The 12,458-nt window shown below is 40.9% G+C and carries 9 protein-coding genes and 1 riboswitch; all 9 genes read right to left on the bottom strand.

Annotated features, from left to right (window positions below):
• Positions 1-30: 30 nt before the first annotated feature.
• The 9 genes from I5435_RS02380 to I5435_RS02340 all read right to left on the bottom strand — a co-directional run bounded on the left by I5435_RS02380 (position 31) and on the right by I5435_RS02340 (position 12,456).
• The gene (locus I5435_RS02380; protein ID WP_024362873.1) at positions 31-1,164 is read right to left on the bottom strand and encodes an acyl-CoA dehydrogenase; all 1,134 of its coding nucleotides are present in this window, start codon (positions 1,162-1,164) and stop codon (positions 31-33) included.
• Positions 1,165-1,361: 197 nt separating this feature from the next.
• Positions 1,362-2,213, bottom strand: coding sequence for a 3-hydroxybutyryl-CoA dehydrogenase (locus I5435_RS02375; protein ID WP_337983174.1), 852 nt, complete (start codon positions 2,211-2,213; stop codon positions 1,362-1,364).
• The gene (locus tag I5435_RS02370) at positions 2,213-3,418 is read right to left on the bottom strand and encodes an acetyl-CoA C-acetyltransferase (RefSeq protein WP_025218577.1); all 1,206 of its coding nucleotides are present in this window, start codon (positions 3,416-3,418) and stop codon (positions 2,213-2,215) included. Before I5435_RS02370 ends, I5435_RS02375 begins: the two co-directional genes overlap by 1 nt.
• Positions 3,419-3,617: 199 nt before the next feature.
• Entirely contained in the window at positions 3,618-5,852 is a 2,235-nt protein-coding gene (locus tag I5435_RS02365; RefSeq protein WP_024362870.1) for a heterodisulfide reductase-related iron-sulfur binding cluster, read from the bottom strand.
• A 375-nt stretch (positions 5,853-6,227) separates the two neighbouring features.
• Positions 6,228-6,791, bottom strand: a complete 564-nt coding sequence (locus tag I5435_RS02360) for a cob(I)yrinic acid a,c-diamide adenosyltransferase (RefSeq protein ID WP_024362869.1) — start codon at positions 6,789-6,791, stop codon at positions 6,228-6,230.
• Positions 6,792-6,803: 12 nt separating this feature from the next.
• Complete coding sequence (locus I5435_RS02355) at positions 6,804-8,264, bottom strand: adenosylcobinamide amidohydrolase (protein ID WP_337983173.1); 1,461 nt, start codon at positions 8,262-8,264, stop codon at positions 6,804-6,806.
• The gene (locus I5435_RS02350) at positions 8,261-9,262 is read right to left on the bottom strand and encodes a FecCD family ABC transporter permease (protein WP_024362867.1); all 1,002 of its coding nucleotides are present in this window, start codon (positions 9,260-9,262) and stop codon (positions 8,261-8,263) included. The genes I5435_RS02355 and I5435_RS02350 overlap by 4 nt, the downstream gene beginning before the upstream one ends.
• Positions 9,259-10,224, bottom strand: a complete 966-nt coding sequence (locus tag I5435_RS02345) for an ABC transporter substrate-binding protein (protein ID WP_337983172.1) — start codon at positions 10,222-10,224, stop codon at positions 9,259-9,261. The genes I5435_RS02350 and I5435_RS02345 overlap by 4 nt, the downstream gene beginning before the upstream one ends.
• 214 nt (positions 10,225-10,438) lie before the next feature.
• A riboswitch (cobalamin riboswitch) is annotated at positions 10,439-10,624 on the bottom strand.
• 164 nt (positions 10,625-10,788) lie between these two features.
• Positions 10,789-12,456 carry an acyl-CoA dehydrogenase family protein gene (locus I5435_RS02340; protein ID WP_025218576.1) on the bottom strand — a complete coding sequence of 556 codons (1,668 nt, stop codon included), beginning with the start codon at positions 12,454-12,456 and terminating at the stop codon, positions 10,789-10,791.
• Between the last annotated feature and the right edge of the window lie 2 nt (positions 12,457-12,458).

The raw sequence follows: 12,458 nt of genomic DNA, 5'->3' as shown, positions 1-12,458 counted from the left end.
CTAAATTCTTTTACGAATGTTGGCACTCTATTAAATTAAATATTTACTAATCACTAGTTTTTGAATTTCACTTGTACCTTCGTAAATTTCTGTCACTTTAGCATCACGGAAATAACGTTCTACTGGATAATCCTCGGTGTAGCCGTAGCCACCAAAAATTTGTACGGCTTCAATCGCTGTTTGTACAGCTGTTCGAGAAGCAAAGAGTTTTGCCATTGATGCCTCTGCTCCACATGGTAAACCTTTCGCACGTAAATCAGCTGCACGATACACAAGCAATTTTGCCGCTTCTACAGCCGTTGCCATATCGGCTAGCTTAAAGCCAACTCCTTGCTGTACGGCGATTGGTTTGCCAAATTGCACACGCTCTTTGGCGTATGCAGTCGCTGCTTCAAGAGCTGCTTCAGCGATTCCTAAAGCTTGTGCCGCGATTCCTATGCGCCCCACATCCAAATTTGCCATTGCGATTTTGAAGCCCTCTCCTTCTTCCCCTAGAAGGTTAGCGACCGGAATTCGACAGTTATCAAATGTTAATTGGACCGTACGTGAACCATGTAGCCCCATTTTGTGCTCATCCTTGCCTATAATTAGGCCCGGCGTACCCTTTTCAACAATAAATGCTGAAATGCCACGTGTTTTTGCAGCTTGATTAGTGGAGGCAAAAACGATATAAACATCTGCTTCGCCTCCGTTTGTAATAAATACTTTTGAGCCGTTAATGACATATTCATCACCATCACGCACTGCTTTTGACTGTAAGGAGCCTGCATCCGAACCCGCACTTGGCTCTGTTAAACAAAATGCCCCTAAATATTCACCTGCTGCTAGCTTCGGAACATAACGTTGTTTTTGCTCATCGTTACCAAAATAAATAATTGGGTTTGTACCTACAGACGTATGTACTGATAATATAACACCCATCACTGCGCTCACTTTTGATAATTCATTGATTGCGATAATATACGAAGTAAAATCCATCGCAGAGCCACCTAGTTCTTCTGGGGTTGTGATGCCCATTAAACCTAATTCACCCATTTGTGTAAGCAGTTCACGCGGAAACTCACCAGCCTCCATTCGTTCTACCCACGGTGCGATTTTCTCCTGTGAGAAATCGCGCACCATATCACGCATCATTAATTGCTCATCCGTAAATTGTAAATGCATCTATAATGTCACCCCTCTATGCTGTCACGTAGCATTACACATTAACATACTTTTAGCAAAAGCCCTCTAAATGTAACGCCTAGCTAAAGTAAGTTAAGACCTCGATGGCTAGCACAAATTTTATTGAGCCTGCACTCCAAAATCTGAACACCATTACGCCTAGGTGTAATTATTGTGAATATCCCATCCCCATAGGACTATTCGTAAACGTAAAAGCCTCTTCCTGATTTTTTACCTAGCCAACCTGCTGCTACATATTTGCGTAATAAAGGACAAGGTCTGTACTTACTATCACCTAGGCCCTCATGTAAAATTTCCATAATAGATAAACATGTATCTAAGCCGATAAAGTCTGCTAATGTTAATGGCCCCATCGGATGATTCATGCCCAGCTTCATCACATCATCGATCGCTTCTTTCGATGCGACTCCCTCATATAATGCATAAATTGCTTCATTAATCATCGGCAGTAAAATGCGGTTTGCAATAAAGCCTGGGAAGTCATTTACTTCCACTGGTGTTTTTGCTAACTTTACAGTCATTTCTTCCACAGCTTTGTAAACCTCGTCAGCCGTCGCTAAACCTCTAATAATTTCGACAAGCTTCATAACAGGTACTGGGTTCATAAAGTGCATCCCGATTACTTGCTCTGGCCGGTTTGTGACTGCTGCAATTTCTGTAATCGGCAGAGATGATGTATTTGTCGCCAGTATGGCGTGAGCAGGTGCAATTGTATCTAATTGCTTGAAAATGGATTGCTTCACTTCCATATTTTCAACTGCTGCCTCGATAATAATATCAACATCACTAGCATCCTTTAAATCTAGTGACATCTGAATGCGACTTAGAATAGCCATTTTTTCATCTGCTGTTTTACGACCCTTTTCAACATCACGTGTTAAGCTTTTTGTGATAACGCTTAATCCACGCTCAAAAAAGGATTGCTGTATATCATTCAATAACACGTCATAGCCAGCTTGTGCACAAACTTGCGCAATCCCTGAACCCATTTGCCCTGCACCAATTACCATTACTTTTTGAATTCCCATTATTCATGTCCCCTTTGTTTTGGTACTTCAATCATTATGGCATCGCCTTGCCCGCCACCTGAACAAATTGCCGCAATCCCGATTCCACCACCACGGCGTTTTAATTCATGTGCCAGTGTTAAGATAATGCGTGCACCGGATGCGCCAATCGGATGACCTAGCGCTACTGCACCACCGTTGACATTTACTTTTTCTGCATCAAGATCTGCCAACTGGTTGCTAATAAGCGCTACTGCTGCAAAGGCTTCGTTGATTTCAATTAAATCGATGTCAGCTAATGATTTCCCCGTCTTTTTTAGTAGGCTGTTAATCACAAGACCTGGTGTTTGCGGGAAATTTTCTGGTTCAATTGCCAGTTCTGCATGACCGATAATGACAGCGAGTGGCTCTCTACCTTCCCGTATTGCGCGGTCTTCATTCATGATGACAAGAGCACATGCGCCATCATTGACACCTGGTGCATTGCCTGCTGTTATGGAACCATCCTTTTCAAAGGCTGGCTTGAGCTTAGAGAGCACTTCCTGCGTAGTGCCAGGTCTTGGTGCTTCGTCGGTATTGACTACAAGCGGATCACCCTTACGTTGTGCGATTTGTACAGGCACAATCTCCTCGGCAAAATAACCTTGTTCAATGGCTGCAATCGCACGTTCATGACTGCGGACAGCCCATGCATCTTGTTCTTGACGACTTAAGGAAAATTCACCTGCTGCCTTATTACCGTAGCTCCCCATAGGTGGTCTTGCCTGATTAAAGGCACAAGTTAAACCGTCATAAAGCATGCCGTCTACCATTGTTGAATCGCCCATTCGTAAACCTGTGCGACCATTTTGAAGATAATACGGTGCATTTGACATCGATTCCATACCACCAGCAATCATTACTTCTTCGTCCCCTAAACGAATTAACTGATCGGCTAATGTTACTGCGCGCATCCCCGACGCACAAACTTTATTAATCGTTTCAGTTTTGACTGCTACTGGTAATTCTGCCTTCAGTGAAGCCTGTCTTGATGGTATTTGTCCTTGCCCACCTTGTAAAACTGACCCTAAAATTACTTCACCTACTGCATCTGGAGCGATATTTGCCTTTTCCAATGCGCCCTTAATGGCGATAGCACCTAAGTCACTGGCGCTAAGAGTGGAAAGTGAACCACCAAATTTACCAAATGCCGTTCTTGCTCCTGCTAATATTACAGCTCTATTCAAGTAAAACACCCCTTTTGTTTTACGTTACTCGAAGAAGTATCAAAGCGATCATTGTTGACTGAACGCTCGCTCGACTCTTCTCGATAAAAAATGGGAGTTTTTTAATAACTCCCATTTCCAATTAATCTTATTCTACAAAACAATTAATTATTGTGCAATTTATATTTTTCAGATAAAGAAAATATTTCTACAATAATTATCATTTCTCTGCGTTTAGCTCTTCATTCTTGTCTTGCTCTTGTGAGTCAACAGATGCTACCACTTCTTCTAGCATTTCTTCTGTTAGTTCATCAACATTGTCTGCGACAGTTTTCACTTTTTCCCCAAACACAGAGCGTTCTAGTAATTCTGCTACATCGAATGTGCTGATAGTATCTTCAACCTCTTTTGCCTTTGTACCGTCCTCTAACATCGTTAAACAGTATGGGCATCCTGAAGAAATAACTGAAGCATTCGTTGCTAACGCTTGCTCTGTTCGTGCTACATTGATGCGATTGCCAACATGCTCTTCCATCCACATTAAGCCACCACCTGCGCCACAGCACATGGCTGTTTCACGATTGCGTTCCATTTCCACCAGCTTCACACCTGGAATGCCTCGTAAAATTTCACGTGGCGCATCGTAGACATCATTGTAACGACCTAAATAACAAGAGTCGTGGAAGACAATTGTTTCCTCTACTTCATAGTTCAGTACTAAACGATTTTCTTCAATCAATTGATTTAGTAATTCCGTATGGTGATAGACTTCGCCTTTCCAACCAAAATCTTGATATTCATTTTTAAAGATATTATATGCGTGCGGATCAATTGTGACGATTTTCTTTACATCATTTTTCTCAAACTCATCAATATTGGCTGTTGCCAACTCTTGGAATAAAAATTCATTTCCTAAACGACGTGGTGTATCCCCTGAGTTTTTCTCTTTATTTCCTAGAATTGCAAACTTCACGCCCGCTTCGTTCATTAGACGGCAGAAAGCTAAAGCAATTTTTTGAGAGCGATTATCAAAAGCACCCATAGAGCCTACCCACAACAAGTACTCCATTTCCTCGCCTGATTTTTTCAGTTCCTTCACGGTTGGAATATGGATTGTTGGGTCTAAATCACGCCAGTTTTCTTTTTCTTTTCGATTTAGTCCCCAAGGATTTCCTTGGCGTTCAATGTTTGTCATTGCTCGCTGTGCATCTGAGTTTACTTTTCCTTCCGTCATCGTTAAGTAGCGACGTAAGTCAATGATTTTATCGACATGCTCGTTCATAACAGGACATTGATCTTCACAGTTACGGCAAGTTGTACATGCCCAAATCTCTTCCTCTGTAATTACATCCCCGATTAAAGATGGACTATAAATATCCTCAATTACTGCCCCTTCAGCACCTGCTGCCATTGCAAGCTGATTGCCCTTTGTATTTGCAAAAAATTGATAAGGCACCCACGGTTTTTGCTTTGTTACAACCGCACCCGTAAATGTTAAATGATCCCGAAGCTTGACGATTAAATCCATTGGTGAAAGCATTTTGCCAGTTCCTGTTGCTGGGCACATATTTGTACAACGGCCACATTCTACACAAGAATATAAATCTAGCATTTGTTTTTGCGTAAAGTCTTGAATACGTCCTACCCCGATAGATGGGATATCGTCTTCACTTTCAGCATTTTCTCCAGCTTCCTCAAGCGCCTCGAAGTCGATTGGCGTTAACGTACCTGTGCGATCTAAGCGGTTCATATACACATTGATAGGGCTGACAATCAAGTGGAAATGCTTCGATTGCGGTACATAAATTAAAAACGTTAATAATATTAATAAATGAGCCCACCATGCTATATAGAAAACAGTTGCTGCTGCAGACGTTGGTAAAAAACTAAAAATTGCTGCAATGCTAGAAGCAACAGGCTCTGTGTACGTTAAACCTTCGCCATGCCAGATAAGACCCATACCGTTTGCCAGCAATGTTGAAAGCATTAAGCCACCAATAAAAATCAATACAAGACCATTTTTCCAGCCTCGTTTTAGACGTACTAGTTTTTCCACATAGCGACGATAAAATGCCCAGACAACCGCCACTAAAATCATTAATACTACTAGCTCTTGGAAGAATGTGAATACACCATAGAACATGCCAAGTGGTAAATGAGAGCCTGGTACTAACCCCTTCCAAATTAAATCGATAGCCCCTAACTGAACCATTAAGAAACCATAAAAGAACATCACGTGAATTAAACCACTTTTAGGATCCTTTAACAGCTTATTTTGACCAAACACATTCACCATTAAATAACGAATGCGTTCTTGGACACTTTCATCAAACTCAACCTTTTTCCCCAATTGCACAAATTTATAGCGTGTTTTTAACAGATAGATAAATAACCCTACTGCATAAAGCACAACCACGACTGTTAGAACAATGTTTGCAATTACTAATGGACTCATGGTTGGTCCCCCCTTTAGTTTGTCGTAAATTTTCTCTCTTTGTGTTAATATTTCTAGCTCAAACGTAAATGTATGACATTTCACCACTATATCCACATTCTAATAAATGAGTGAGCATTCAGTCAACATAAAACGAAAAAATTTCTGATAATTTTATATTCTTACATTTTATAAGCAAAAAAGCTACCCTGATTTTTACTTTCGGAGTAGCTTTTTGGCATTTGAATTTATCGTTTTATCTTACAATTACTTGTATTCATCGTCATAAATTCCGCTTAAAATATTTATTTTAAAAATGGTTCTTTTTTTGCATCGTTAGGCTCAAATCTTTTGTTTATTTGCTGTTATGCGTTGCTGCCTTCTTCTCTACTTAAGTTATTTTTTAAAGACATTGCCACTACGAATATATTCAATATCAGGTAAGTTTAAACGTGCATTCACAACACGTGCTGCGGCAAATAAATAATCTGATAAACGATTTAAATATTTTTGTACAATAGTCGGTACATCTTCAATTTCTTTCATTAGCGTTACCATTTGGCGCTCTGCTCGGCGTGCAACTGTACGTGCGATGTGTAATGTTGCAGCGGCCGGCGCTCCACCAGGTAAGATAAATTTCTCTAATGGTGGCGCTTCGTCTGACAATGCATCTATTCGCGCCTCTAGTACTTCAATCGGTGCTTCCGTTAACTTATAATGACGTTCCTTCATAACATTTGCTAAATCACCGCCTGCATCAAAAAGCTCATGTTGAATCGTTTCTAAATCCACTAAAATATCTTTAAATAACGCGCGATCTAATTCACTAACAGCCTTGCCGATAAATGAATTTAATTCATCAATTGCCCCGTATGTTTCCACACGTAGACTATCTTTGTCGACACGCCCACCAATTAAGCTTGTTTTCCCTGTATCGCCTGTTTTTGTGTAAAGTTTCATCCTGTTCCACTCCTATGCTTTATTTTTATAATTTTGAATTGCTTGCACCGTCGTCTCATAAACACCTTTACCAATAATCTTACCAACAGCCGTAATCGGTCCACCATAGCGCATTTCCTCACCCTTTTGCGTTGCCGCAATAAGCAAACTATCGGTCGCAGTACCAGTCGCAATCGTATCAGTTAAATGATCCCGAATGTTTTCTGATTGTAAAGCCTTTGTTTTAGCTTCATTTGCAGTCATCAATGCTTGAAAAAATGCCTCTTCCGATAAACAGCCATTGATGACAACCCACGTATTGATAGTACCAATATATGGCGTATCCTGCCGTTCGTGTGTACGAGAGACATCTACAGCATTGCCAACACCTGCTGTTACCACAACAAACACACTCCCAAAGGCAGTGCTATATTCATTAAGTGCAAACAGTTGTGTAGGAACAGCCGTTAACATAACAACTGTGCTTGTCGGTGAAAAATGCTCCCTTTGTAAAAAGTCCGCAACTTCTTGTTTAACATCACTAATAACATAATCTCCTGGCACTGAACGATTTAATAGACAGTCATACCATCCTATACCAGGATTATGAACAGCCGAAGAAACGGTTTTTAAAGGAATGGTTGATTTTAGTTGAATATAATCTGGCGTTACTCGAAAGTCTTCTTTTACGATGTCAGCGCGTTGCTGATATTCATTGGTTGATGGCATAATTGTAATTTGCGGTTTCGGTATTTCAGGGTGGGCATAGGTTGTTACCCGTGCCTGATATACATCCTCAATTTGTGAAGCTATTAACACCTTATGTGGTACACCTAAAGCACGCACAGAGCCACTCTCCATTAACAATAATTCATCACAATAAAGAGAGGCTAAATTCATGTCATGTAGCACCATAATAACTGTTAAACCGCACTCGATTGCTTCCTTACGCACCATATCCAAAAGTTGACGTTGATGGGCAATATCTAAGTGATTGGTCGGCTCATCTAGCAATAATACTTCTGCTGTTTGCGCCAAAGCTTGCGCTACAAAAACCCGTTGTTGCTCGCCGCCCGATAGAAATTCCATCGATGTATGCTCATAGCGTGCTACGCCTGTTTGATCCATGGCATATTGAACAGCTCGTTCATCCTGCTCTGACCAATTGGAAAAAAAACCAGATTGATGCGGGTAACGACCGAGCGATACCGCTTCCCGCACGGTATTTGAAAATGCATTGGCATGTAATTGTGGTAAGACGGCCATCTTTTTCGCCAGCGCGCGTGGACTATAGTGTTTAATATTTTTGCCATCTAAAAAAACCGTTCCTGCTGTTGCAGGCAATAGACCACTAATGACTTTCAATAATGTCGATTTACCACTACCATTCGGTCCTAAAATGCCAAGGATTTTCCCCTTTTCAACGGTAAAACTAACATCTTTGACGATAGGTACGTCCTCATAGCCACCCGATAGGTGTTCAACGATAATCATACACGTACCCCCTTGCTTCTACGTTGCTTATAGAAAATATAAGAAAAGACAGGAGCACCGATAAATGCAGTAATAACGCCTATTGGTAATTCCCGAGGGATAATGATCGTTCGCGCCACTAAATCACAAATAATTAGCAATGTTGCGCCGTTGATAAATGATAACGGCAATAGATGACGGTGATCCGAACCCCAAATCATGCGTGTCATATGTGGCACAACTAAACCGACAAAACCGATTGTGCCAGAAACAGCAACAGCCGCACCAGTCAGCATGGAGCCCCCTACTAAAATTAAATATTTACTACGCTTTACATTGACACCTAAATGCTTTGCACGTTCTTCTCCGTATAATAGAACATTGAGCTCTCGTCTTTGCGTCCACAGAATAGCAGAACCTATGACAACAAATGGTGTAATCATCTGCACATACGGCCAGCCCCGCATCGAAACTGAACCAAGCAACCAGCCTATCACTTGGCGGAGTTCTTCTCCTGATAATGCAATCATTAAGGATATAAGAGATCCTAAAAAAGAACTAAAAATAACACCTGTTAAAATAAGTGTTTCCATTTTCAGTGCACGGTCGACTATTCTGGCAAAGCTCATGACAGCTACCATTGTTAGTACCGCACCCACCATACTAAGCGTTGGTAATGCATACAGCCCGACAACCGGTATCGAGATACCAAAAAATAATGTCACCACAGCACCTACTGACGCTCCCGAAGATACACCTAGTGTATAAGGATCTGCCAATGGATTCTTTAATAATCCTTGGAAGGCTGCCCCTGCAATCGCCAACGATGCGCCAACAAGTCCTGCCAGCAATACGCGTGGCAACCTAATTTTCCATAAAATATTAGCGGCTGTTTCATCTGCCGCCCTATTCCAAAATACTTCAAATGGAATATGAACCGAGCCTATTGATACGCCACACCAGATGCTAACAAGAAGTAACGTAATGGCTGTAATATAGGCTAATAATGCTCTACTCACTCGAAAGCCTCTGGATAGACGGCTTTCGCTAACTCTTCAAGCCCATCTGCTAAACGCAGGCCTTGACGACTTGTTAAATTTTCATCTACTTGTACAATTGCTTTATTTTTTACAGCTGTAATAGTATCAAAGCCTGCACGTTGCGGAATTTTCGTTAAAATATTTGGCACATAATCGTATGTGACAACGATGACATCTGGATTTTTTGTAATAATTTGCTCCGCATCAATTTTGAACCAACCAGTTGTATCGGCTGCAATATTTTCAGCATGAATCATATTTAGCATTTCCTGCATAAATGTATCCTTACCAGGTGTGTAGATTTCAGGCTCATCTGACGTTTCGACAAAGACTTTCTTTGGTTCCACATCCTGCAATTTCGCTTGGATTTCTTCCACTTTGGCTTTCATATTAGCAATAATTTTTTGTGCCTCCGGTAACTTACCAGTTGCGCGTCCTAATTGCTCAATCGTCGTATAAGTTTCATTAAAATCGCTTGCATTCGCCACTACAAATACCTTTACACCTGCTGCCTCAAGCTGCTCCATCGCTCCATCTAAAGAAGCCATTCCTGATTCATGAGCAAACACAATATCTGGCTGTAAGGCGATAATTTGTTCAATATTGAACTCCATACTGCCGACTTTTTCTTTTTTAGCTGCCTCCGGTGGATAATCATCATAATCATTGACGCCGACAATTTCGTCATCTAAGCCAAGCCCAAATAATATTTCTGTATTACTCGGAATAAGAGAAACAATTTTTTCAGGCGGTGCTTCTAGCACGATATCTTTGCCAGTAGCATCTTTTATTGTCACTGGAAATGTTGCTTCTTCTTGTTTGGTTACTTGTTGCTCCTGCTGCTCTGATGCAGATTGCTCGTTTTTCGGTTGTGCTCCACATGCTGCAAGTAAACCCATTGCCAAAAATGCTGATAATCCTATCTTCCAATACTTTTTCATTGTGAATCCTCCTTAGATTGTATGTGCATTTTTTAGCTCTGTTAACTTGATTGATCGATAGTATAGGGATTGTCATTATTAAATATGGAGATTGCTCACCTTTATTTTCAATGGTTATCGATAGTCGCCTTACAAAACATAAAAAAAGCCCTCGTCCATTTAACGAGAGGCGGGCTTGCACAAAAAAACCACCATCCTATCCTCGTAGGCTGAAATGTAATGTTCTATAAAGGCAGGTCTCCTGGCTCGTGCTCCAAATGCTTTTTCATGCCTTCCCAAAATAGCTTTCAGTGGCATCCATTGAAAAAACTCACACTTACAGTGGCGGGACCGCATCGGAATTACACCGATTTCCCTTTTCACTTTACTTAAGTAAAGAACCTTTATAATATTCAGTTGATTTTATTATACATGAAAATAGAAATAGGGAACGATAAAAAAAGTGACACCATTCTATGTGCTTCAAAAATTGTGTGCGTGCCTGACACCCTAAAGACGGTAGATAAACTCACAAAAATTTGAGTTTATCTACCGTCTGAAAACTTTTTAAAAAGGCTTATTTCCTTACATAATATCTGAAAAATACTGGACCGTTTTCATGGGTGCGCCAATTTCGCGTAATGCCCATGTATTTTCTAAATATATATCTGCTAGCTTTTCGTATTTGCCACCAAATTTAGCTGCCCATTCGACTGCTACTACACTTTCATAGAGATGAGCCATTTTTTCGGCTACTCCCTTTGCCTCGTATGATTTAGTAGCTTCATCCAGACAACTAAATATTTGTAATGTACCTTCTAATTTCGCTAGTTGCTCTTCCACAATTTGCACTAATGAGCCATTTGCTAATTTAGTCAACCGCTCATGCATTACTCGTACAAATAATTCATGGGCAAAATATTTATCGACTAAGCGAATAAGCTCTAATGCTAAAATATTCGCTGTACCTTCCCACACCGTAAGTACTTGCGCATCTCTAAGCAAACGAGGCGTAACAAAATCTTCAATATAGCCATTTCCCCCATGTAATTCAATCGCTTCGCTTGCATAATGTACCGCTTGTTCAGCCGTTTCTTTCTTCATAATGGCGATATTCAAGCGATTAAGAATCATATCCTGCTCATCGCCCTGACCACTCGTTACCCTGTCATACAATTGAATAAGGTCGAAAACAGTAGCCACTTCTACATGGACCTTCGCCGCATATTTCCCTAATGTATCTTGAATCATAGGATATTGAATTAAAGGTTGCCCAAATGCATTCCGATTAGTCACATAATGCTTCGCCTCTAAAAATCCGCGACGCATAATACCGATAGAAGCCACTGCATTGCAAATTCTAGATAAATTAAGCGCCTCTAACATATAATAGATTCCTTTATTTGGTTCCCCAACGACATATGCTAACGAACCATCAAACTCTACCTCACCTGATGGCACTGCTCTCACACCGAGCTTATCTTTTAAACGACGAATGCGAAGGTTGTTTATCTTACCATTGTCTAGACGCCAAGGGACCGCAAATAATGTTAAACCTTTCGAACCTGTAGATGCGCCCTCAATGCGTGCTAAAACCATTGCCACACCACACATTCCTACATTCGATGCAAAATATTTTTCTCCGTACATAAGATAATGCTGTCCATCTTGTCTAGCCTTTACAATATTTGCGCCAACATCTGAACCACCTTGCCGCTCTGTTAAAAATGTTGCTCCCTCATATAGCTCTGTATCTCCTGTTGCACAAACATGTGGTAAAAATCGTTGCTTCAACTCTTCACTTGCATAATGATCCAGCAAATAGGCTGTTGCCATCGTTAACGTGACGGGGCAATAGAAGCCTGGCTCCGCGTGAGATAGTAAATAGCCTTGCGCAAAGCTATAGACATAATTCCCCTTCCTACCTAACTGCGGAATGTTCTTATGCACATAGCCTACAATTCCCGTGTTGTATGTTTCTTCAATGGTTTTTTTGTAGCCTTCATTGACCCAAACTTCCGAAACTTCCTCACCATATGCATTATAGCGTTGCAATCGAGGTTCGCCCTCTCGATCAGTATGCTTTGCCCTTACGTCAATAGCACCTGCACAAAGCTCACCAAAATCCGTTAATTCTCGCTTAGCATAGACGAATAACTCTTTATCTAGCATCATGTCTAATAGTTGTTGGAGCGTCTCATCCTCTGTGAAAAAATTAGTGGTCTGTCTTGCATCCTGCTGTAGCACTTTCATAA

Source organism: Lysinibacillus sp. C5.1, from assembly GCF_016350185.1.
Lineage (GTDB): Bacteria > Bacillota > Bacilli > Bacillales_A > Planococcaceae > Lysinibacillus > Lysinibacillus sphaericus.
This window is presented reverse-complemented; position numbering and strand designations above follow the sequence as displayed.

Coding starts and splice junctions, on each gene's coding strand:
- I5435_RS02375 (WP_337983174.1), bottom strand. CDS start 2,213: ATGGGAATTCAAAAAGTAATGGTAATTGGTGCAGGGCAAATGGGTTCA.
- I5435_RS02380 (WP_024362873.1), bottom strand. CDS start 1,164: ATGCATTTACAATTTACGGATGAGCAATTAATGATGCGTGATATGGTG.
- I5435_RS02365 (WP_024362870.1), bottom strand. CDS start 5,852: ATGAGTCCATTAGTAATTGCAAACATTGTTCTAACAGTCGTGGTTGTG.
- I5435_RS02360 (WP_024362869.1), bottom strand. CDS start 6,791: ATGAAACTTTACACAAAAACAGGCGATACAGGGAAAACAAGCTTAATT.
- I5435_RS02345 (WP_337983172.1), bottom strand. CDS start 10,224: ATGAAAAAGTATTGGAAGATAGGATTATCAGCATTTTTGGCAATGGGT.
- I5435_RS02355 (WP_337983173.1), bottom strand. CDS start 8,264: ATGATTATCGTTGAACACCTATCGGGTGGCTATGAGGACGTACCTATC.
- I5435_RS02340 (WP_025218576.1), bottom strand. CDS start 12,456: ATGAAAGTGCTACAGCAGGATGCAAGACAGACCACTAATTTTTTCACA.